Origin of the sequence: Bradyrhizobium manausense (assembly GCF_018130615.1) — a bacterium.
GTDB lineage: Bacteria > Pseudomonadota > Alphaproteobacteria > Rhizobiales > Xanthobacteraceae > Bradyrhizobium > Bradyrhizobium manausense_A.
On the sequence record NZ_JAFCKB010000011.1, the window covers coordinates 1 to 22,406 of the forward strand.

A 22,406-nucleotide genomic window follows, 5' to 3' on the forward strand; every position below is an offset into this window, starting at 1 on the left:
TACGTCGCAAAATCAAGCGCGCGGGGTGGGACAACAGCTTCCTCCTCGCCCTGTTCGGTCATATGCGATAGCCCTGCCGCTTGCGGGGAGAGGGAGAAGAGGGCCAGCACCCGCCACTGGAACAGCGGCGAGTCCTTTGACGGCGAAAGCTCCGGGGTCCATCCGGTGAGCTTGTCGATCGTGTAGGTATCGATCAGGACGCCGCGCCAGCGGCGTTCGACTTGTCCCAATGGCGCGCGCGTCGCAGGGATCGAATCCCACAGAGACGAGCGATCGTCGGGCTGACGGCCGACATAGATTCCCGCCTGCCCCTTGATCCGGTCCATGCCGGGATCGCGGAAATCCTGGAAGCGGCCGCGCTCGTTGATCTCGACCACGGGGACGCGGCCGCGGAACAGCCAGCGCATCATGGCGTAGGTGCGGTAATCCGTGGTCGCGATCCAGGTCGCGCCGGTCTCATCCAGCGCAGCCTGTGTGCGCGCGACGACTTGCTCGTAGCCAGCCTCGGCGCCGATCGGATCCATCTTACCGAGGAAATTCCAGGGCGCAGCGACGTAGTAGAGGAAGACGATCACGACGAAGGCGATGCCGGAGATCAGCGCCGTGTTCACCCAGAAGATGCTCGACCGGATCATCCGCGCCGACCAGCCGTCCCGAGATATCATCACGAGGTTCACTGCGGCGGCAGCAAAGCCGACCGGCCACATGAACATCGGCCAGGTGTCGCCGACCCGGAGCGCCAATGATTTGAAGAAGAAATAGAAGAACGGCACCAGCACCGCCGTCGACAGCAGGATCGCCACCGGTTCGCGCCTGCGGTAGCCGCGCCACGCCGTCACGACCAGCCCCAGCAGCACCACCGGCAGCAGGACGAAACCGACGAGGCCGAATTGCAGACCGATGAAGTCGCCGACGGTCCGCAGTGAGATGCCGTAATTGGCGGTGGCGCGCACGCCCTGGAAACGGAAGGAGGCCCAATCGTGCTGCGCGTTCCAGATCAGGACCGGCGAGAACACGGCGATCGCGATCAGCACAGCGACATAGGGATAGGGACTGCGCAGCCAGCGCCAACGCCAATCCGGCACCAGCAAAAAGGCGGCAACCGCAGGCGCGAACATGATCGCGGTGAATTTCGACAGCAGCGACAGGCCCGCGAACAGGCCGGCCGCGAGCCACCAGCGGCCATCGCCGCTCTGTGCAAGCCGCACCAGCGACCACATCATCGCCATTGCAAACGGGATCATGGCGACGTCGGGCGCGACCTTGGCCATCAACAGGCCGTAATAGAGCGCGGCCTCCGGCATCAGCACCGCCACCACCATCGCGCGCACATCATGCGTGAGGCGGCGAACAACGTCGGCGAGCAGAAGCTGCGTCACCAGCATCGCGACGATGCCGCCGAAACGGACGCCGAGCACGGTGTCGCCGAAAATCGCGGTGCCGAAACGGATGAGCCAGGCGATGCCCGGCGGATGATCGAGGAAGCTCAATGCTCCCTCCTTCGACCAGGTCCAGTAATAGGCCTCGTCGGTGCGCAGCTCGATCGCACAGGCATAGACGATGCGCAGCCCCGTCATTGCGGCGATCACCAGCCCGGCCACGACAAGCGGCCGGCGCGAGGCACTGATGGGCTTCACGGTGATGTCGGGAGCGATCGTCACGGCCGCGCTTTTCCCCGACTTGGGAGGGGGAGTCAATGTCGGCACCGTCGTCCCGGGCAAGCGAAGCGCGACCCGGGACCCAGCACAGGCAGGCGTGTGGACACGAACCGGTCACTCCGAGTCTTCGCCAAACCGCTCCCTATGGTTATGGATCCCGGATCTGCGCGCGCTAAGGCGCGCTTGTCCGGAATGACAGCGGAGGGCTGGACGCTATGGTGGGCACGCGTCGCTTTGCCCGTCCTACGATACTTACCGTTACGTAACCTTGTCGGTTATGTGATCCATCTGGCCTCTCGCCCGCGGAATTTAACTCTCCGCTGGCTGTTCTCCTCAGTGAACTGATACAACCGAATCATGGCCACGACCGCTCTTTCACGATTGCCCGAACTCATCCGCTCGACCAGCGCGCGGCAGGTGCGGCTGGTCTGCGGCGTCATCATGTTCTCTTACGTGGTCAGCCATTTCCTCAATCACGCGCTCGGCAATATCTCGGTCGATGCGATGCAGATCGGGGTCTACTACCACACCTCGTTCTGGCAGTTCCTCCCGGTGGCGATCGTGTTCTACACCGCCGCCCTCACCCATATGGGGCTCGGTGTGTATGCGCTGTACCAGCGGCGCCAGTTCCGCTGGCGCACGATCGAGCCGCTTCAGCTGGTGCTGGGACTGAGCATCCCGGCGCTGGTGATGGCGCATGTGATCGGCATTCGGCTAGGGCAGGTGCTTTACGGGCACGAAAAACTCTATCCGCAGGAGCTCTATCTGTTCTTCGTCGTGGCGCCGGGCCGGCTCTGGACCATGACGATCCTGCTGATCGTCGCCTGGGTGCATGGCTGCATCGGCATCTATTTCTGGCTCCGGCTGAAACCGTTCTTCGTCCGCGCGGCGCCGTACCTGCTGGCCGCCGCGGTCCTGATCCCGACGCTGGCGCTGCTCGGCATCTACCAGGGTGGCCGCAGTGTCGCCGCCGATAGCGAGGACGGCGAGTGGCGCCCGCACAATTACACGCAGCGCGAGGTCGGCACGTTCGCACAGGCCAATACGCTTGACCGCATCACGGGCGGATTGACCATCAGCTATATCGGGCTGCTCGGGCTAGCGCTGTTCGCGCGCGGCGTGCGCGGCTGGCGCGAGCGGCGCGGCGGCATGATCGCGCTGTCCTATGGCAACGGCAAGACGGTGCGCGTGCCCAAGGGCCTCTCCGTGCTGGAAGCGAGCCTGCGCCACAACGTGCCGCATGCCAGCGTCTGTGGCGGCCGCGCCCGCTGCTCGACCTGCCGCATCCGCATCATCGGGGACCACGGCACCTTGCCCGAGCCGTCGCAGCGCGAGGCCTTCGTGCTGGCCCGCGTCGGCACCGCAGATCCCTCGATCCGCCTCGCCTGCCAGCTGCGGCCGGACTGCGACCTCTCCTTCTTCCAGCTGTTCATGCCGCAAATGCTGTCGGCAAATGCACAAGGGTCCTCGCCGGCCAGAATCGGCCAGGAGCGCTATCTCGTCAGCCTGTTCGTGGACATGCGCGGCTCGACACAACTCGCCGAGAAGCGGCTGCCGTTCGACACCGTCTTCATCGTCAATCGATTCCTTGGCGCGGTGTCGCAGGCCGTGATCGAGAATGGCGGCCAGCCGAACCAGTTCGTCGGCGACGGCATGCTGGCACTGTTTGGCCTCACCACCGATCCGCAAACCGCCTGCCGGCAGGCGCTGAAGGCAGTGGCCGGCATTGCGACCCATGTGGACGAGCTCAACGAGCTCCTGAGCCACGACCTGCGCCAGCCGATTCGCTTCGGCATCGGCGTCCATGGCGGCGAGGTCATCATCGGCGACATCGGCTATCGCGATCACATCGTCTTCACCGCGCTCGGCGATGCCGTGAATGTCGCAGCCCGTCTCCAGGACATGACCAAGACGCTGGCCTGCGAGGCCATCGTTTCCGAGGAAGTCCGCCGCACCGCCGGCCTTCATGAGGATGCGCTGCCGAAGCAGGAGGTCGCGATCCGCGGCCGCGACGAGCCGATGGTGGTGCGCGTCGTGACCGACACGAGGACATTGTCTGCTCTCATCGCCGGCGGCGAGCGCGTCGCGGCGTAAGCAGCAGCCACGCGCAAAGGTGCGCTCCCTCTCCCGCTTGCGGGAGAGGGTGTCTCCTCGATGGGACAATCCCCCAGAGGTGAAAGCCCCCTCCCGGCCTCTCCCGCAAGCGGGAGAGGTGAAGAAAGAATCATCTCACGCAACACCGGCCTGTTGCAGCGCAACGGCATGGGGTTGCTGCGAAAGCACGAATTGACTTCATCCAAATGGTTGAGACAGATGGCGCAGGTGTCGCGGTGATGGCCGCGCGCCAACGAAAAGCTCCGGGAGGAGACCACATGTTCGATCGACGCGACCTGCTCAAAGGAGCGGGCTTTGCCGCGCTTGCGGCCACACTGAATTCCACCAAGGCGCTAGCACTCGACACCGTTACGCTGCCCTTCGGCAACGGCGAACGGCCGCTGTTGAAATATCCGCAGAAGCGGCCGATGATCGGGCTCACCAGCCGGCCGCCGCAGCTGGAGACGCCGTTTGCAATCTTCAACGACGGTCCGATCACGCCGAACAACGCCTTCTTCGTGCGCTATCACCTCGCCGATCTCCCCTACAACCTCGATCCCGACAAGTTCACGCTCGAGGTCAAGGGCAAGGTCGACAAGCAGCTGAAGCTGTCCCTGAAGGACATCAGGAAGATGAAGGCGACCGAGATCGTCGCCGTCACGCAGTGTTCCGGCAACAGCCGTGGCTTCTTCGAGCCGCGCGTCGCCGGCGGTCAGCTCGCCAATGGCGCGATGGGAAATGCGCGCTGGCGCGGCGTGCCGCTGAAAACCGTGCTCGACATGGCGGGCGTGCAGGCCGGTGCCAAGCAGGTCGTATTCGGCGGCATGGACGGGCCGGTGAGCGACAAGACGCCCGACTTCGCCAAGGCGCTCGACCTCGCTCACGCCACCGACGGCGAAGTAATGCTGGCCTATGGCATGAACGGTGAGGATTTGCCGTTCCTCAACGGCTTCCCGCTGCGCCTGGTCGTGCCCGGCTATTACGGCACCTACTGGGTGAAGCACCTCAACGAGATCACCGTCGTCGACAGCGTCTATGACGGCTTCTGGATGAAGTCGGCCTATCGCATTCCGGATACGCCGGACAATTCGGTCGAGCCCGGCACAGCGCCGAAGGCGACGATCCCGATCAACCGCTTCACCATCCGCTCCTTCATCACCAGCGTGACTGATGGTGCAAAACTGAAGGCCGGCCGCACGACGCTGCGCGGCATCGCCTTCGACGGCGGCAAGGGCATCAAGGACGTGTCGGTTTCCACCGATGGCGGCAAGACCTGGGCCTCCGCCAAGCTCGGCAAGGATCTCGGCAACTACTCGTTCCGCGAATGGAAGCTGCCGGTGAAGCTTGCGGCAGGTCAGCTCGAGCTCAAGGTGCGTGCCACCAGCAATTCCGGCGAGACGCAGCCGGAGACGCCGCGCTGGAACCCGGCGGGTTATTTGCGCAACGTCGTCGAAACCGTCCGCGTCAGCGTGGCCTGAGGGAGAATGATCATGCAGCGCACCGTTCTCGTTGCCACCACGCTCGCTGTCGCCGCAATGGTGGGGTCGGCCCTTGCCGCGCCGGTCGATTACAAGACGCCGGATGAGGTCGCAGCCTTCAAGCCTGGGCCCAATTTCGAGGCGGTCCAGGGCAATTGCACCGCCTGCCACTCGTCCGATTACATCGCCACGCAGCCGCCAATGAAGGACAAGAAGGGGTTCTGGCAGGCCGAGGTGACCAAGATGATCAAGGTCTATGGTGCGCCGATCAACGACGCCGACGTCGGCAAGATCGTCGACTACCTGGCCGCGACTTATTGACGGCGCGCCGGCCAATTGACCGCGAAACGGGCAAAACCGGCAAAAACGCCGCGAAGTTGAGCGAATTTCGGTAAAATGCGGATGTGGTTTGATCTACCAAGCCCGCCACATTCCGCGTATCCTGTTAGGACCGAACCGGCCGGTTGGCGGGGACTGGCGGTTCGAGATCTCGGAGGAAGACCCGCGGAGAAGTCGTGATGGCTAAAGGTACGGTCAAGTGGTTCAACCCGACCAAGGGTTATGGATTTATCCAGCCTGCGTCGGGCGGCAAGGATGTGTTCGTGCATATCTCGGCGGTGCAGAAAGCCGGCCTGTCCTCGCTCAACGAGGGACAGACGGTTGAATATGAAGAGATCGCAAACCGGGGCAAGACGTCCGCAGAGAACCTCAAAGTATAAGCCCGTCAGCCTTTGCTGCCTCCCGGACTTGCTCCGGGAGTGAGGCCAAAAAAATTTAGAAGACGATCAGTGCATTCGACGACAGGCGTTGCGATTGCGCGTGGAAGGCTATTTGCCTGAAAAGATCGTCAATCAACGCCGCAGCAATGACAATCGCGACCGCATTTGGTCAGCCCACCGGCAACGGTGCGTCGCGCTTGATCTCCTCCATCACCGCATAGGTGCGCGTCTCGCGCACACCCGGCATCGACAGCAAGGTCTCGCCGAGGAAGCGCCGATAGGCGGTCATGTCCGCCAGCCGCGCCTTCACCAGATAGTCGAAGCCTCCTGCAACCATGTGACACTCGAGCACTTCGGGCGCGAGCTTCACTGCGCGCGCAAAGCGCTCGAAATTATCCGGCGTGGTCTTGTCGAGCAGGACCTCGACGAACACCAGCAGACCGAGGCCAAGCCGGTGCGGATTGAGCCGCGCGCCATAGCCCTCGACAAACCCTTCGCGTTGCAGCCGCTTCAGCCGCTCGCCGATCGAGGTCGGCGACAGGCCGATGCGCTCTGCGAGCTCGACATTGGCGATTCGTCCATCCTCCTGGAGGATCGAGAGGATTTTCCGGTCAGCTCGGTCGAGTTCCATATTTCATGCGGCTAAGATGGTCATGATCTTCATTTTCTAAGGCAAAATGGCTATCTTGTCTATCGAACTACGGTCATGCGGGCTTTATCCTGATTTTCAGCCACAGGACATGCCATGCCGAACATCCCACCGCCCTTCTCAGCCCCCTACGCGCCCGACGATGCCGACATCGCTGCGCGCCTCTTTCCATCGGCACACCTAACTCCGCCGCAGGAAGCACGGATCGACCGCACTGCAACCCGGCTGATCGAGGCGATCCGCAAGCGCGACGACCGGCTCGGCGGCGTGGAGGACATGCTGCGAGAATTCGCGCTCTCGACCAAGGAAGGGCTGGCGCTGATGGTGCTGGCGGAGGCGCTGCTGCGCGTGCCGGACGCGCGCACCGCCGACCAGTTCATCGAGGACAAGCTCGGCGAGGGCGATTTCATCCATCACGAGACCAAATCCACCGCGTTCCTGGTCAACGCCTCGGCCTGGGCGCTCGGCCTGTCGGCGCGGGTGATCCAGCCCGGCGAGACACCCGACGGCACCATCGGCCGGCTCGTGAAGCGGCTGGGCGCGCCTGCGGTCCGCACGGCCACGCGCCAGGCGATGCGGCTGATGGGCAATCACTTCGTGCTGGGCGAGACCATCGAGCAGGCGCTGGAGCGCGGCAGGCCGCGCTCGGGTGAGACACCGCGCTACTCCTTTGACATGCTCGGCGAGGGCGCACGCACGGCGGCCGACGCCAAGCGCTATTTCGACGCCTATGCCAGCGCGATTGAGACGATCGGCAAGGCGGCGGGCAACCATCCCCTGCCCGGCCGTCCCGGCATCTCCGTCAAGCTCTCGGCGTTGCATCCGCGCTTCGAGGCGATCAGCCGCGCGCGCGTGATGCACGAACTGGTGCCGCAACTGCTGAATCTGGCGCAGCGCGCCAAGGCCCACGATCTCAACTTCACCGTCGATGCCGAGGAAGCCGACCGGCTGGAGCTGTCGCTCGACGTGATCGCGGCAACGCTCGCCGATCCTTCGCTTGCGGGCTGGGACGGCTTTGGTTTGGCCATTCAGGCCTATCAGAAACGCGCGAGCGCGGTAATCGACTACATTCACGAGCTGGCGCGCGCACATGACCGCAAGCTGATGGTGCGCTTGGTCAAGGGTGCCTATTGGGACACCGAGATCAAGCGTGCGCAGGAGCGCGGGCTCGACGGCTATCCGGTGTTTTCTCGCAAGGCGATGACGGATCTGAACTACGTCGCCTGCGCCTCGAAGCTGCTCGCATTGCGGCCACGCATCTTCCCGCAGTTTGCGACCCACAATGCCCTCACCGTCGCGACCGTGCTGGAGCTCGCGGGCGACAGCGGCGGATTCGAATTCCAGCGCCTGCACGGCATGGGCGAAGCGCTCTACGAACAGCTCGCCAAGGATCACCCTGAGATTGCCTACCGCACCTACGCGCCGGTTGGCAGCCATCGCGACCTGCTCGCCTATCTGGTGCGGCGGCTGCTCGAGAATGGCGCCAACTCGTCCTTCGTGGCGCAGGCGGCCGATTATCGCGTCCCCGTCCCGGCGCTGCTGAGGCGTCCCGTCGATCTCGTCGTCCGTCCCGATCACGCCCATCACGCCAAGATCCCGCTGCCGGGTGATCTCTTTGCGCCGGAGCGGCACAATTCAGGCGGCATCGAGTTCGGCGAGCGTGCCGCGCTCGACCGGCTGCTGGCCGACGTCAAGTCCGCGACGCCCAACCTCCAGCCGATCACGGACGCGACGCTCGAGCAGGCCGGTGCGGCGATCATTGCAGCCCGCGCCGGCTTTGCGGCCTGGAGCCGGACGCCGGCAGCGTCTCGCGCGGCCGCACTGGAGCAGGCGGCACATCTCCTGGAGAGCCGCAGCGCGCATTTCATCGCGGCCCTTCAGCGCGAAGGCGGCAAGACGCTCGACGACGCGCTCTCCGAACTGCGCGAAGCCGTCGATTTCTGCCGCTATTATGCGGCGCAGGGCCGAAGGCTGTTTGTCCACGAGACCGCCATGCCGGGCCCGACCGGCGAAAGCAACGCGCTCGCCATGCGCGGCCGCGGCGTCTTTGTCGCGATCTCGCCATGGAATTTTCCGCTGGCGATTTTCCTCGGCCAGGTCACCGCGGCGCTGATGGCCGGCAACAGCGTCGTTGCCAAGCCAGCCGAGCAGACGCCGCTCATCGCGCGCGACGCTGTCGCCCTGCTGCACGAGGCCGGCATCCCTACAAGCGCGCTGCATCTCGTCACCGGCGACGGCCTCATCGGCGCGGCGCTGACCGCGCACCCTGACATCGCGGGTGTCGTCTTCACCGGCTCGACCGAGGTCGCGCGTCACATCAACCGGACGCTTGCCGCCAAGGACGGAGCGATCGTGCCGCTGATCGCCGAGACCGGCGGCATCAACGCCATGATCGCGGATGCGACCGCGCTGCCCGAACAGGTCGCCGACGACGTCGTCACCTCAGCGTTCCGTTCCGCGGGCCAGCGCTGCTCGGCACTGCGGCTGTTGTTCGTGCAGGAAGACGTTGCCGACCGCATGATCGAGATGATCGCGGGCGCGGCGCGCGAACTGAAGATCGGCGATCCCGCTGATGTCGCGACGCATGTCGGCCCCGTGATCGACGTCGAGGCCAAGCAGCGGCTCGACGCCCACATCGCGCGGATGAAGAGCGAGGCGCGACTGCACTTCGCAGGCACAGCTCCAGAGGGCTGCTTCGTCGCGCCCCACATCTTCGAGCTCAGGGATGCCGGCCAGCTCACCGAGGAGGTATTTGGGCCGATCCTGCATGTGGTGCGCTACCGGGCCGAGACGCTCGAGCGCGTGCTGCAAGCTATCGAGCGGACCGGCTATGGCCTCACGCTCGGAATCCACTCCCGCATCGACGACACGGTCGAGGCGATCATCGACCGGGTCCAGGTCGGCAACATCTACGTCAACCGCAATATGATCGGCGCCGTGGTCGGGGTGCAGCCGTTCGGCGGCAACGGCCTGTCCGGAACCGGTCCCAAGGCTGGCGGCCCGCACTACCTCGCGCGCTTCGCCACCGAGCAGACCATGACCATCAACACCGCGGCAGCCGGCGGCAACGCCGCGTTGCTTGCGGGAGAGGAGTAAGGCCTTGCGCTGTGCGCCGTTGCATCCGGGCAAGACATCGGTCTAATGGCTCCCAGACCTGCCCGCGCCAATTCCAGCGCGCGGGAAACAACAAGAGCGAGGGAGCAACGCCGCGATGGAAAAAGGCATATTTGCAGGGCTCAAGGTACTGGACTGCGCGAGCTTCATCGCGGCGCCAGCGGCTGCGACCGTGCTGTCCGATTTCGGCGCCGACGTCATCAAGATCGAGCCGCCCGGCGCCGGCGACCCCTACCGCAATCTGCCGAACCTGCCCGGCTATCCGACCGGCGAACACAATTTCGCCTGGCTGCTCGAGGCCCGCAACAAGAAGAGCCTCGCGCTCGACCTGTCCAAGCCCGAGGCGCAGGCCGTGCTCTACAAGCTGGTCGAAGAGGCCGACGTCTTCATCACCAACATGCCGCCGCCGGTGCGCGGCAGGCTCGGCATCAGCTATGACCATCTCGCCCATCTCAACGACCGGCTGATCTACGCCTCCTTCACCGGCTATGGCGAAAAGGGCGAGGAAGCCAACAAGCCCGGCTTCGATAGCAACGCCTATTGGGCGCGGTCCGGCCTGATGGACCTCGTCCGCGCCGACACCGACACGACCCCGGCCCGCTCGGTCGCTGGCATGGGCGACCATCCCTGCGCCATGGCGCTGTACAGTGCGATCGTTACCGCGCTGTACCAGCGCGAGAAAACCGGCAAGGGCTCGCATGTCGCCTCCAATTTGATGGCGAACGGGGTGTGGGCGGCGAGCGTGCTGGCGCAGGCAAAGCTCTGCGGCGCCAAATTCAGCGAGCGGCGGCCGCGTGAGCGCGCGCTCAACGCAGTGGCCAATCACTATCAGTGCAGGGACGGCCGCTGGCTGATCCTGTCGCTGCTCAACGAGGAGCGGCAATGGCCGACGCTCACCAAATGCCTCGGCCGTGAAGACCTCATCGCCGATCCGCGCTTCGCCACCAAGCCCGACCGTCACGCCCGCTCGATCGAGCTGATCAAGATCTTTGACGAGACCTTTGCCACCAGGGACCTCGCCGAATGGCGGAAAATCCTCGACGGCAACGGTCTGGTGTTCGGTATCGTCGGCATTTTGGACGACATCCCGAACGACAAGCAGATGCTCGACAACGAGGTGCTGGTTCCGTTCGAGAACGACACCATGCTCACCATCAGTAGCCCGATCTGGATCGACGGCACCAAGAAGGTGCAACCACGCAAGCCGCCCGGCGTCGGCGAGCACAGTGACGAGATTTTGCGTGGCGCGGGATACGATGAAGCGGCGATCAGGCAGCTGCGGGGATCGGGGGCCGTGGGGTAAGGCCGGAACGCTACCGCGGCTTCGTCATTGCGAGCGCAGCGAAGCAATCCAGAATCCCACCGCGGATGTGCTGGATTGCTTCGCTGCGCTCGCAATGACGGCGTGGAAGCATCTCGGGTATAACAATCGGCGAAGCCGCTGTCTCGTGAGGTCCCATGACCCTCTATCGCCTGCACTACTTCCCCGAATCCGGCAACAGCTACAAGCTGGCACTGATGCTCACGCTGTGCGGCGAGAGGTTCGAGCCGGTCTGGACCGACTTTGGCGGCGGCGTCACGCGCACGGCGGAGTGGCGCAAAGCCGTCAACGAGATGGGCGAAATTCCCGTGCTCGAGGTCGACGGCGTGAAGATGACGCAGACGGCTCCGCTGCTGCTGAAGCTTGCCGAGCAATACGGGCGCTTTGGGGCCGAAACGGAAGGGGAAAAATTCGAGCTGCTGCGCTGGCTGTTCTGGGACAACCACAAGCTCACCGGCCACATGGCAACCTATCGCTTCATGCGGGCCTTCACCGAAAAGAACGATCCGCAGGTGCTGAAGCATTTTCGCCGGCGGCTCGAGGATTTTCTCGGCATTCTCGACGGCCATCTCCAGCACAATGCGTTCGCGATCGGAGCGAAGCCGACGGTCGCTGATATCTCGATGATGGCTTATCTGCACTATCCGAGCGACGAGCACGGCTTTGATTTCGCGACGAGTTATCCCGCCATCCACGCCTGGCTCGGCCGCATGGCCGCGCTGCCCGGCTGGAAATCGGCGTATGAGCTGCTCCCGGGAAAGCGAATGACGAACTACGCGAAGTGAGGGTTGTTCCTCCTCCTGCTTCCCGCAAGCGGACCACCAGATTGTCCAAGTTATTGTGCTACGCGATGTCTGCCTATCGCATCCAGGCAGGCTTGGCTCCCAATTGGCCACTCCACCCCCAATCGCGGAACATTTCCTGGAATGCTGTCATGTCAAACGCTTCGCCTGGTCGGGGTTCGTCGACAACTGAGTAGCCATAGCCAGCATTGTTCAACTCGTGGACATGGTCGCGAATTTCGTCGTAAGCGCGAAACAAAAGCATTCCATTTGGAGCACCAAGACTTGCGATCCGCGCAACGGCAACGACAGCTCGACCGCTCGGCAGCACGAGCCGAAACCCTAGCTCAGCGTGAAGACCGAGCGCAGAGCATGCTCGCCAGACCCATGTCGCTAACTGACTCACGGTAGGTCCACAATTGGGGGGATCGGCAGGGCCGGCGTGACTCTTTTGTCACGGGCTATGACCATTCTACACCACGCGCTAATTGATCTTGTCCCTGGCTGAAATGAGTTTGCGGCTACCGCAGCGCCAGCCAGCCGAGCGTGAACAAGATCCCGCCGATGATGACGACCACCGCGACCGCCCAGGTGCTGACGCGGATGCTGCCGGTGACCTGTTTGACTTCCTCATTGCGCGCGATCTCGCGATTGCGCTCCTTGTCGGCGTCGCTGGTATCCGTCATGGGCCATCCGAACCGGTTGGGGTCGACCTAACGCGTCTTGATGAAGCACATGCCAATGCGGCTCGAGGCCGCCGCAGCCTGACAGGTGAGACCCTTAGCACAGGTCCATGACGTAAAACTCTTGTCGGTCGCTCCAGATCCCGCATTTTGCAGGGAACAATGCGCGCCCCAGCCGTCCTGATATTCGGTGCCGGCGAGTTCGAGGCTGCCGCGGGTCTGCGGCCGGCTGGCAAATCCGCGTGAGAAATCAGGGCGCTTGCCGGCGGCAAAGGCGGTCAGGATGTCGCGGCGTCGAAGCTGGTCGCCGAAGAAATGCGGCGAGGCCGGCACGATGGTAGAATTCGACGCATTCTCCGCGAGCCAGTCGACGCCCGGAAAATGGAAGCCGCCGATGCCGCGCGTCTGATGGCAGCCCGAGCAGGTGACATCATTGAGGCGGCGCTGGAAGCCCGCGACCGAGCGGATGTTCTCCATGCTGATGCCGTGCGCGGCCGCCTGCTTCAGCGCGCCGACGACGTCGTCATCGGTGAAGATGGGATCGTTCTTGTCCTCCCCCTTGCCCTCGCCTTTGGCCTCCCCCTGCATCATCCCGAATTCCGGCTGCAGCGCCGAGGCGTCGAAGCCCGCAGGGGTCGGCGCCACCGCAGCCTTGGCGAGATATTTCTCCGGGATCAGCACGGTGCCGCGATCGAACTCGCGAAGATTCGCAGGCGTGAGCAGCCAGTCCTTGAAGTCGCGCCGGAGTGCGTCATCGGCCAGGATGCGATCGCGGTCGATCTGGTTCTCCAGCGTCGAATCCACGAAAATCTTCGAGCCGGGGTCGTATTTGAACACCTTGAGCAGGTAGTCGGAGCGAAAATCGTGCAAGGCCGACTTCGGCGAGATCGAGATCTGGATGTTGGTTTCGATACGGTCGATCATCGCATCGTAAGGCGCAGTGCGACTGCCGATCAGCCCTTGCCAGTCGCCATTGTCGAGCCAGCGCCGCGCGACCTCGGCGCAGGTGATGGGCTTGCCGTTCGCATCGACCTGGCGCGCATCGCGCGCCTTCATCACGAGGTTGAACGTCATCGGCAGACGCATCGCGCTGCTGCCGCCATCCGGTCTGGTTTCGAACCGCGCCAGACGATAGATCAACCGGATCTCCCCGCAGGACTCTTCCGACACATAGGCGCGGTCCATGCGGTTGACGATACCGGCCAGCACGAAGCGCGTGTTGGCGGCTTTCAGATTGGCCCGATCGAACAGCTGCACGTCGAAACCGTCGCCAACGCCGATGGTCTCGCTTGGCGAAGCCTGCTTGTGCTGCGCGATGTAGCGATCGAACTCCGCATCGATCGCCGGCGGAATGTCCTTGAGCTGCGGCAGTGATGCGAACAGCTGATCGCTCGTCAGCGGAACATTCCCGTTGCGCTCGGGCTGCAACAGGCGGGAAATCGACAGAGCATCGCTCTGGTCGAGCTTGCGCAGGAGATCGGGATCGGTGATCGCGGTGCCACGCGCGAGCGGCGCGTTCTCTGCTGCCGAGAGCAACGTGACGCCGCCGAACAACAGAACGGCAGCCAGAAAGATTTGGGCGGCCAGGAGAATTCGCAGCGGGCGGCTCATGCCTCCACTAACACCGCGGCCGACAGCCTATTCAAGTAAAAAGGCGCTTCACGCGGTGGTGAAGCGCCTTTCGTGACAAGTCGGATATCGGGCGCCTAGCGCGCCACGATCAGGCCCTTTGCGGTCACGACCACCCAGCGGCCGTCCTGGCGGCGGATCGCATCGACGCGGCCGATGCCGGGGATGGGATCGCCGGCATAGACCTCGTAGAGGCCGCCCCGGCCCTCAATCAGCGCGCCACCATTGGCGACATCGCGGAGCCTCCAGCCTTCGATCGTCGGCAGACGCCCGACCTCGGTCTTCGGGGCAGCGGGCACGGGAGCCGGCGCGGCAGCGGCGGTGGCGACCTGGGTTGGTGCCGGCGCGATCGTTCCGGTTGTTTCCTTGGCAGCCGCGGGCGCCGCGGCAGCGGCCTGCGCGGGAGTTGCCGGCGGCGTGGCGCGGAGCTTGTCGACGGTCTCGGACAGCTTGGCGAGCTTTGCCATCGGCTCGGCCTGCGCCTTCTCGAGCTTGTCGAGGCGGTCGTTGGCCCGGTTGAACTGGCTGAGGCCGGTCTTCGAGGTGTGCTCGACATTGGCCTTGAGCGCGACGATGTCGGCATCGATCCGCGCGACCGAGGCGTCCAGTGCGCTGGTATCGGCGACTTGCGCCGGCGCAGGGCCAGCGAAATGCATCACGCCGACGGTCGCAAGTGCGCCGCTGATGGCACCGACGCAGACCGCGATCGCCACCACCGCGGCCATCGCCGACAGGCGGCGCTTGCCCCCGGTGTCACGCACCTCATCGGCCTTCACATGCGGGGCGAACTCTTCGCGCTCCCAGGACCGCTCCGCGGGCGCCATGACGATGAGCTTGCCGGGCTTCGGCTCCGGTTTGAGCTCGGCTTTGGTTTCCGCCTTGGTCTCGAACTTCGGCACTACGATCCGGGGCGGCTCGGCCTGCGGCGCGTCCGCCTTGGGGGGCGCCTCATGGTCGGGGGCGATCGAGGGGGCCTCGATGCCGGCGGCAGCCTCGACGACCTGCGGCGCAGTTGCGGCGGTGTCGACGGCATCAGCCTGGTCACCAGTCTGTTGGCCAGCCAGTTCGGGCAGGGATTCGCTCACGGCTCAAATACTCCAGTCTAGGTTGACTTTTTGGTAACTTTCATTGCTTGCGAATTCCTTACCTCGGGACCCGCTTACCGAAATTTTAGGAACTCGTCCGAGGCCGAATTGGGTCGGGAAAGTGGAACCGGCGTGGCCGCGTGCAACAAATCGTCAACCGATGCTGCTCTGCGGTAGGCCGCACGCCTTAGCCGAAGGGGTTGTTTGCCCGTCACTGTTCCGCGGCTAACATGGCCCGTCCCGTCAGCCAGAAGGCGCTTGGGGGTATCATGACGATCGAGAAATGCATCAACGCGTTTGCTGTCGATGACGTCATCTTCGAGGAGGGCTCGACCGGCCGCGAGCTGTTCGTCGTGCTTGACGGCGAGGTCGAGATCGCCAAACTCGACGGCGCGCGCAAGACCAGCATCATCAAGCTCGGCAAGGGCGAGTTCTTCGGCGAGATGGCCGTGATCGACGGCTCGGCCCGCTCAGCCACCGCGATCGCCTCGGCGCCGAACACAAAAGTAATGCGGATCAACCACGCGCGCTTCGTCTATCTCGTCAGCCAACAGCCGGCATTCGCACTGATGGTGATGGACGCACTTTCGAAACGCCTGCGCGCCTCCAACGCCGTCACCTACCGGGCAGCGCAATCATGAGCGAGCGAAAGCCGACGGCCTTCCCGATCCTGATGAAGAACGACATTTGCTCGCTGATCCAGGCGACGGATGACGTCTTTCAGATCCGCTTCTCCAACCGCGCCGCCAACGCCTATCTGGTGCGCGGCTCGGCCCGCACCATCCTGATCGATGTCGGCCTGTCCTCGAACTATCCGGCGATGGTGGAATGCCTGAACTTCGCCGGATGCCCGCCCGAGAAGATCGACATGGTGGTACTGAGCCACGAACATCTCGACCATATCGGCGCGGCCTGGCACTTCAACGAGCTCCGAACCTACGTCGCCGCCCATCGGCTTGCCGCCAACAAGATCATGCTGCGCGACGACTTCTCGATGTTGCGCAAGATGTTCAATGAGCCGAATGTGCCGATCAACATCGACATCTGGCTAGAGGAAGGCAATCTGATCGACCTCGGCAATTTCCGCCTCAACGTGATGTACACACCGGGCCATACCTCGGCCTGCATCACGCTGTTCGAGCAGGACAAGGGCCTGCTATTCGCCGCCGACACGTTGATGCCCGGAGGCGTGATGGGCGGCGTGTTCGGTTCGGGGAGCATTTCTGACTACATCCAGTCGCTGGAGCGGCTGAAAGGATTGAACGCGAAGATCCTGCTGTCAGGGCACGGACGGCTGTCGGACACGCCGCAGGAGGACGTGCGCATCGCGATCGCGCGGTCGCACGGATTGCTGGAAGATACCGCGCAATTGTTCGACGCACTTGATGCACGCTCGAATTTCGAGCCGATCATGCAGTCGGTGCGGGATTTGAACAAGCTGGATGATTGAGCACAGTGTCGTCCCGGCCTAGTGCGCAATTGCGCACTAGGCCGGGACGACATAGGGCCTACAGCACCACCGGTTTATCCGGCAGCTCATTCGGATGCGCTCCGCCCGGCGGGAAGTGCTTTGCCAGCTCACGCGACACCGCGGCGATGCCGTCGATCACGCCGCGCTCGAACTGGCCTGCGCTGAACGCGAACTCCATCGCTCGGCAGATCGTCTCCCAGCCGGCCGCGCCCACCTTCGCATCGATGCCGCGATCGGCGATGATCTCGACGTCGCGATCCGCGAGCAGCAGATAGATCAGCACGCCATTGTTGTGCGCTGTGTCCCAGATGCGCAAATGCGAGAACACGTCGAGCGCTCGCGCGCGCGCGTGCTGGTTGCGAAATAGCGGACGGCCGTCGAGCGCGCCTTCGACGACGAAGCGGACCTGGCCGGAATGCGTCGTCTCGCTTCTCTTGATTGCCTGCTCGATGCGGGCGAGCACGCTTTGCGGAAACACCTGCCTGGCGCGCCAATGGTGCTGGAGGAGATGCCGGGTGATACGCCCAATGCCCATGACTACCAGCTCCCCGAGGCGCCGCCGCCACCAAAGCTGCCGCCGCCTCCGCTGAAGCTGCCGCTGTCACTGGACGACGATCCACTGCTCCAGCCGCCAGACGAGGAGCCGCCCGACCACGATCCGCCGCGCGACGTCCCCGTTGACGCCGGAAATAGGTCGGCGATGAAGGACAGCACGAAGCCGATGATGCCGGCGAGCAAGGCTAAGGCGCCGGATCCGAGGATGAGCAAGGCCAGGAGACCAATCACGCTGCCGGTCGCGACCGACCCCAGCAGTCGCCCCAGCAGTGCGCGCAGGAAGCCACCGACGACGAGCGAGGCAAACAGGACGACCGGGACGGCCGGCCCGATGTCGTCGAGATTGGCAAAATTCACGCTGCGCGAGGGAACCGGCAGCGGCTCGCCGTCAATGACGCGCATCATCCGCTCCGCGCCGGCCGAGATGCCACCGGCGAAATCGCCCTCCCTGAATTTTGGCGTGATGACCTCGTCGATGATCCGCCGCGAGGTGACGTCGGTCAGTGCGCCTTCGAGGCCATAGCCGACCTCGATGCGCAGATGCCGGTCGTTCTTGGCGACCACCAGGATCGCGCCATCGTCGATCTTCTTGCGACCGATCTTCCAGGCTTCTGCAACGCGGATCGAGAATTGCTCGATCGTCTCCGGATCCGTCGTCGGCACGATCAGCACCGCGATCTGGCTGCCCTTGCGCGTCTCGAAACCGCTGAGCTTCTGCGACAGCGCAGCGATATCGCTGCTCGACAGCGTGCCGGTCCGGTCGACCACGCGCCCGGTGAGCTGCGGCACGGCAACGTCCGCAGCGGCGGGGACCGCGATGGCGAACACAAGCGCGACAATGAGAGCAGCATGCCACCACAAATTCGCCGTCATCGCCCGGCCCGACTGGGCGATCCAGTATTCCATAGACGCCAGCGAGATGCGGAAAAGCCGCGGCGTACTGGATTCCCCGCTTTCGCGGGGAATGACAGCGGTGGGTGGGGTGATGCCCATTCGCAAAATGGCTCGCGCTTACTTCGACGGCGCGGGCGCGTTGAAGTCGACCTTCGGCGCGGTCGAGATTTCCTTCTCGTTCTCGACCGAGAAGTTCGGCTTCTCCTTGTAGCCGAACATCATCGCCGTGAGATTGCTCGGGAACGAGCGGATGGTGACGTTATACTCCTGCACCGCCTTGATGTAGCGGTTGCGCGCGACCGTGATACGGTTCTCGGTACCCTCGAGCTGCGACATCAAATCCTTGAACAGGGCATCCGACTTCAGCTGCGGATAGTTTTCGGTAACCACGAGGAGCCGCGACAGCGCACTGGACAGCTCGCCCTGCGCGGCCTGAAACTTCTGGAACGCGGCGGGATCGTTCAGCACCTCGGGCGTCGCCTGGATGCTGCCGACCTTGGCACGGGCATTGGTGACGCCGAGCAGCACGTCCTTCTCCTGCTGCGCAAACCCCTTCACCGAGTTGACGAGATTGGGCACGAGATCGGCGCGGCGCTGATACTGGTTCACCACCTCGGACCAGTTGGCCTTGATCTGCTCGTCCTCGCTCTGGATCGCGTTGTAGCCGCAATTGGTGAGGCTGAGCGAGGCCAGCGCCGCCAGCACGGTCAGGATCTTGCGCATCAAATTTCTCCCGGTGGAATCGGGGGCAAACTACCAGATTGCGCGCGCAAGACGCCAGCTTCCCGATGTCATTCCGGGGGCGATGCAAAGCATCGAGCTACGGTGCGCAATTGCGCACCTGAGAATCTCGAGATTCCGGGCTCGCTTCGCGCCCCGGAATGACTGCAACAATCACGCGCGCGCCCAACCGCCAGCCGGCTGACGCAAGCCTCTTGCCTATCGCCACACGGCATAGTCAACTCAAAGCAAACAAGACGAAAAATGCAGGGGAGCGCGCCATGTCCTCGTTCGAGACCATCCTCGTGGAGCGGCCGGAGCCGGCGGTCGCCAGGGTCGTGATGAACCGTCCCGACGCGCGCAACGCGCAGAACCTGCAAATGACCTACGACCTCAACGCGGCCTTCGACGCGGCGGTGCAGGACGATGCGGTCAAGGTGATCATCCTCGCCGGCACCGGGCCGCACTTCTCCTCCGGCCACGATCTGCGCCCCGGGGCTAAGAATGCCGCCGGCATCGATTTTCCGCCGGTAGGAAATTGGGGCGGCTTTGCGGAAGCGAACGCGCACGGCCGCTTTGCGCGCGAGCAGGAAATATATCTCCAGATCACGCGGCGCTGGCGCAATCTCGCCAAGCCTATGATTGCAGAAGTGCACGGCAAGTGCATCGCCGGTGGCTTGATGCTGGCCTGGGCCTGCGACCTCATCGTTGCCAGCGACGATGCGCAGTTCTGTGATCCCGTCGTGACCATGGGCGTCTGCGGCGTCGAATGGTTCGTGCATCCCTGGGAGCTCGGCCCACGCAAAGCCAAGGAGTTTTTGTTCACCGCCGATAGCTGGAGTGCGCAGGAGGCGCATCAGCTCGGCATGGTCAACCAGGTCGTGCCGCGCGCCGAACTGTCATCGCGCGTGCTGGAGCTGGCGCGCCGGATCGCAGCAAAGCCGTCCTTTGCGCTGAAGCTGACCAAGGAGGCCGTGAACCGCTCCGTCGATATCATGGGGCAACCCGCCGCGATCGACCAGGCCTTTGCGCTGCATCAGCTTTGTCACGCCCACAACCTTCAGGAGTTCGGCATGGTGGTCGATCCATCCGGACTACATCCCTCCGTGCGCAAGCCGGCGGCCCCGGAGTAGACGCAATGGATCTCAATCTCAGTGACGAACAACGGCTGCTGCGCGAGAGCGCGGAGCGCTTCGTGGCCGAGAGCTACGATGCCGATCACCGCCGCAAGATGGCGAACGATCCGCTCGGCTTCAGCCCGGCGGTGTGGAAGCAGTTTGCCGAGCTCGGCTGGCTGGCACTGCCGATCCCGGAAGAGCTCGACGGTCTTGGTGGCGGGCCGGTCGAAATCGGCATCCTGATGGAAGCCTTTGGCCGCGGACTGGTGTCGGAGCCGTATATTGCGACCGTCGTGCTTGGCGCTGCACTGATCGACAAGTGCGCCAGCACGGCGCAGAAGCAGGCGAGCCTGCCCAAGATCGCGGACGGATCGTTGAAGCTTGCGTTTGCCCATTCCGAGCGGGCTGCGCGGTTCGATCTCGCCAAGGTCGCGACCTCAGCCACCAAGTCGGCGCACGGTTGGCATCTCTCCGGCAGCAAGATTGCCGTGCTCGACGGCCATGCCGCCGACGACCTCATCGTCTCCGCGCATCTGCATGATCATCGGGGACCGTCGGGACGGATCGGCCTGTTTCTGGTGCCGGCAACCGCGTCTGACCTTGCGATTTCCGACTATCCGCGCCTCGGCGGCGGGCGGGCCTGCAACATCGAACTCTCCGGCGTGCAACTGCCGGAGGACGCCCTGCTCGGCGACGGCAGGGACGCGCTGCCGGCGATCGAATGGGCCGTCGATCGCGCCATGGCCGCGTTAGGCGCGGAAGCCGTCGGCATCATGCAGACGCTGCTCGACACCACGCTGGAGTACACCAAGATCAGAGAACAGTTCGGCCGGCCGCTGTCCGCCAACCAGGTGATCCGCCATCGCCTCGCCGATATGGCCATCCAGGTCGACGAGGCCCGCTCGATGGCGCTGCGTGCCGCGCTGAAGGCAGACAGCCCGCCGGTCGAGCGTGCCCGCGCCGCATCGGCTGCAAAGGCGAAGATCGGCAAATGCGCCCGCTTCGTCGGCGAGCAATCGATCCAGCTCCACGGCGGCATGGGCGTCACCGAGGAGCTCGAGGTCGGCGCCTATTTCAAGCGCTTGGTCGCCTTCGACACGCTATTCGGCGGCAGCGCGCATCACTATGCCCGCCACGCCCAGCTTGGCCGCATCACTCAGTCCGCCTGACACAAGGAGCGCATCATGGACCTGTCGTTCAATGCCGAGGAGCGCGCCTTCCAAAACGAGGTGCGCGGCTTCATCGCGAAGAATCTCACCGAAGAGATGAAGCGCGCGACGGCGCTGACGCCATCGGTGTTCTCCGATCCCGATATCGGCATGGCCTGGCAGCGCGCGCTGCATAGACGGGGTTGGGGTGCGCCGGGCTGGCCGGTCGACCATGGCGGCCCGGACTGGACGCCGGCGCAGCGCTGGATCTTCGAGAGCGAATGCGCACGGGCCGGCGTGCCGAATGTCAACGTGATGGGCGTGAAGATGGTCGGGCCCGTCATCATCGGCTTCGGCTCGCCGGAGCAGAAGAACTTTTACTTGCCGCGCATTCTGTCCGGCGAGGATTATTGGTGCCAGGGTTATTCCGAGCCGGGCTCCGGCTCCGATCTCTCGTCACTGAAGACCCGCGCGGTGCGCGACGGCGACGACTACATCATCAACGGCACGAAGATCTGGACCACGCATGCCCATCACGCCAATCGCATGTTCGCACTGGTGCGCACCAGCGACGGCCCGCGGCAGCAGGACGGCATCAGCTTCATCCTGATCGACATGAAGACGCCGGGCATCACCACGCGCCCCATTCTGACCATCGGCGGCGACCACGAGGTCAACCAGGTGTTCTTCGACGACGTGCGCGTGCCCGTCGCCAACCGCGTCGGCGAGGAAGGCAAGGGCTGGACTTACGGCAAATATCTGCTCGAGTTCGAACGAGGCTCCGGCATTGCCTCGGCCAAGCTACGCGAGGGGCTGCGCGCCATCACCGAGCTTGCCGAATCCGACCTCACGGGTCGAGCGATCGACAGCCCTGACATCGCATCCCGCATCTCAGAGGTCGAGGTCGATATCGATGCACTGGAGATGACCGAGCTGCGCGTGCTCTCGGCGCTGCAAACCGGCCAAAATCCCGGCGCGGTCTCGTCCATCCTGAAGCTGCGCAACAGCGAGATCCGGCAGGCCGTAACGCGGTTAGGGGTCGACGTGATCGGCCACGACGCGCTCGCGGTCGAGCCGACGCGCCCGCTCTACAAGCTCAACCGCGAGCCGGCACTGCCTGAGGACATGCTGACGGTTGTGCCGGAATATCTCAACGGGCGAGCCTACACGATCTTCGGCGGCACCTCGGAGATCCAGCGCGACATCATCGCGAAGATGATGCTGGGGATTTGAGGGAACGCGCGCGCCATACACTCGGTGTCGTCCCGGACACGCGAAGCGCAGATCC

The 22,406-nt window shown here is 64.2% G+C and carries 20 protein-coding genes; 12 read left to right on the forward strand and 8 right to left on the reverse strand.

Annotated elements, in window-relative coordinates; all coding sequences use genetic code 11:
- Positions 1–1,577, reverse strand: a 1,577-nt coding sequence (locus JQ587_RS20930; protein WP_212426665.1) for a glycosyltransferase family 39 protein, incomplete at its 3' end; no start/stop codon positions are given.
- Positions 1,578–2,015: 438 nt separating this feature from the next.
- Here JQ587_RS20930 and JQ587_RS20935 point away from each other — a divergent pair.
- The 4 genes from JQ587_RS20935 to JQ587_RS20950 all read left to right on the forward strand — a co-directional run bounded on the left by JQ587_RS20935 (position 2,016) and on the right by JQ587_RS20950 (position 5,949).
- A complete protein-coding gene (locus JQ587_RS20935) occupies positions 2,016–3,752 on the forward strand; it encodes an adenylate/guanylate cyclase domain-containing protein (protein WP_212300067.1) in 1,737 nt (578 codons plus the stop codon).
- A 278-nt stretch (positions 3,753–4,030) separates the two neighbouring features.
- Entirely contained in the window at positions 4,031–5,230 is a 1,200-nt protein-coding gene (gene sorA, locus JQ587_RS20940) for a SorA family sulfite dehydrogenase catalytic subunit (protein WP_212426497.1), read from the forward strand.
- Positions 5,231–5,242: 12 nt separating this feature from the next.
- Positions 5,243–5,551, forward strand: coding sequence for a SorB family sulfite dehydrogenase c-type cytochrome subunit (sorB, locus tag JQ587_RS20945; protein WP_212426498.1), 309 nt, complete (start codon positions 5,243–5,245; stop codon positions 5,549–5,551).
- A 197-nt stretch (positions 5,552–5,748) separates the two neighbouring features.
- On the forward strand, positions 5,749–5,949 hold the full coding sequence (locus JQ587_RS20950) for a cold-shock protein (protein ID WP_008134691.1): 201 nt from the start codon (positions 5,749–5,751) through the stop codon (positions 5,947–5,949).
- A gap of 169 nt (positions 5,950–6,118) precedes the next feature.
- On the opposite strand, the gene JQ587_RS20955 is transcribed toward JQ587_RS20950, so the two are convergent.
- A complete protein-coding gene (locus tag JQ587_RS20955) occupies positions 6,119–6,580 on the reverse strand; it encodes an Lrp/AsnC ligand binding domain-containing protein (protein WP_212426499.1) in 462 nt (153 codons plus the stop codon).
- A gap of 114 nt (positions 6,581–6,694) precedes the next feature.
- Here JQ587_RS20955 and putA point away from each other — a divergent pair, with 114 nt between their 5' ends.
- The 3 genes from putA to JQ587_RS20970 all read left to right on the forward strand — a co-directional run bounded on the left by putA (position 6,695) and on the right by JQ587_RS20970 (position 11,818).
- Complete coding sequence (putA, locus tag JQ587_RS20960) at positions 6,695–9,694, forward strand: bifunctional proline dehydrogenase/L-glutamate gamma-semialdehyde dehydrogenase PutA (protein WP_212426500.1); 3,000 nt, start codon at positions 6,695–6,697, stop codon at positions 9,692–9,694.
- 115 nt (positions 9,695–9,809) lie between these two features.
- A complete protein-coding gene (locus JQ587_RS20965) occupies positions 9,810–11,015 on the forward strand; it encodes a CaiB/BaiF CoA transferase family protein (RefSeq protein WP_212426501.1) in 1,206 nt (401 codons plus the stop codon).
- A 155-nt stretch (positions 11,016–11,170) separates the two neighbouring features.
- Positions 11,171–11,818, forward strand: coding sequence for a glutathione S-transferase family protein (locus JQ587_RS20970; RefSeq protein WP_212426502.1), 648 nt, complete (start codon positions 11,171–11,173; stop codon positions 11,816–11,818).
- A 518-nt stretch (positions 11,819–12,336) separates the two neighbouring features.
- Here JQ587_RS20970 and JQ587_RS20975 read toward each other — a convergent pair.
- The 3 genes from JQ587_RS20975 to JQ587_RS20985 form a co-directional block, all read right to left on the reverse strand.
- Positions 12,337–12,501: a hypothetical protein gene (locus JQ587_RS20975; RefSeq protein WP_212426503.1), complete on the reverse strand. Its 165-nt coding sequence runs from the start codon at positions 12,499–12,501 to the stop codon at positions 12,337–12,339.
- Between the two features lie 27 nt (positions 12,502–12,528).
- Positions 12,529–14,109 (reverse strand): hypothetical protein, encoded by a 1,581-nt coding sequence (locus tag JQ587_RS20980; RefSeq protein ID WP_212426504.1) that lies wholly within the window; start codon positions 14,107–14,109, stop codon positions 12,529–12,531.
- Between the two features lie 95 nt (positions 14,110–14,204).
- On the reverse strand, positions 14,205–15,200 hold the full coding sequence (locus tag JQ587_RS20985) for a hypothetical protein (protein WP_212426666.1): 996 nt from the start codon (positions 15,198–15,200) through the stop codon (positions 14,205–14,207).
- A gap of 242 nt (positions 15,201–15,442) precedes the next feature.
- Between JQ587_RS20985 and JQ587_RS20990 the strand changes: the two genes are divergently transcribed.
- Positions 15,443–15,853: a Crp/Fnr family transcriptional regulator gene (locus JQ587_RS20990; RefSeq protein WP_249154424.1), complete on the forward strand. Its 411-nt coding sequence runs from the start codon at positions 15,443–15,445 to the stop codon at positions 15,851–15,853.
- Positions 15,850–16,662, forward strand: coding sequence for an MBL fold metallo-hydrolase (locus JQ587_RS20995; RefSeq protein WP_212426505.1), 813 nt, complete (start codon positions 15,850–15,852; stop codon positions 16,660–16,662). The genes JQ587_RS20990 and JQ587_RS20995 overlap by 4 nt, the downstream gene beginning before the upstream one ends.
- A gap of 58 nt (positions 16,663–16,720) precedes the next feature.
- Here JQ587_RS20995 and JQ587_RS21000 read toward each other — a convergent pair whose 3' ends face one another.
- The 3 genes from JQ587_RS21000 to JQ587_RS21010 all read right to left on the reverse strand — a co-directional run bounded on the left by JQ587_RS21000 (position 16,721) and on the right by JQ587_RS21010 (position 18,855).
- Positions 16,721–17,218 carry a TPM domain-containing protein gene (locus JQ587_RS21000; RefSeq protein ID WP_212426506.1) on the reverse strand — a complete coding sequence of 166 codons (498 nt, stop codon included), beginning with the start codon at positions 17,216–17,218 and terminating at the stop codon, positions 16,721–16,723.
- A 2-nt stretch (positions 17,219–17,220) separates the two neighbouring features.
- Positions 17,221–18,111 (reverse strand): TPM domain-containing protein, encoded by an 891-nt coding sequence (locus tag JQ587_RS21005; RefSeq protein ID WP_212300301.1) that lies wholly within the window; start codon positions 18,109–18,111, stop codon positions 17,221–17,223.
- A gap of 138 nt (positions 18,112–18,249) precedes the next feature.
- Positions 18,250–18,855, reverse strand: coding sequence for a LemA family protein (locus JQ587_RS21010; protein ID WP_212426507.1), 606 nt, complete (start codon positions 18,853–18,855; stop codon positions 18,250–18,252).
- Positions 18,856–19,133: 278 nt separating this feature from the next.
- Here JQ587_RS21010 and JQ587_RS21015 point away from each other — a divergent pair, with 278 nt between their 5' ends.
- The 3 genes from JQ587_RS21015 to JQ587_RS21025 are packed head-to-tail and all read left to right on the forward strand — an operon-like array spanning position 19,134 to position 22,351.
- Positions 19,134–19,985 carry an enoyl-CoA hydratase gene (locus JQ587_RS21015; RefSeq protein ID WP_212426508.1) on the forward strand — a complete coding sequence of 284 codons (852 nt, stop codon included), beginning with the start codon at positions 19,134–19,136 and terminating at the stop codon, positions 19,983–19,985.
- 5 nt (positions 19,986–19,990) lie between these two features.
- A complete protein-coding gene (locus tag JQ587_RS21020) occupies positions 19,991–21,139 on the forward strand; it encodes an acyl-CoA dehydrogenase family protein (protein WP_212426509.1) in 1,149 nt (382 codons plus the stop codon).
- Positions 21,140–21,154: 15 nt separating this feature from the next.
- Positions 21,155–22,351 carry an acyl-CoA dehydrogenase family protein gene (locus JQ587_RS21025; protein ID WP_212426510.1) on the forward strand — a complete coding sequence of 399 codons (1,197 nt, stop codon included), beginning with the start codon at positions 21,155–21,157 and terminating at the stop codon, positions 22,349–22,351.
- Positions 22,352–22,406: the final 55 nt, after the last annotated feature.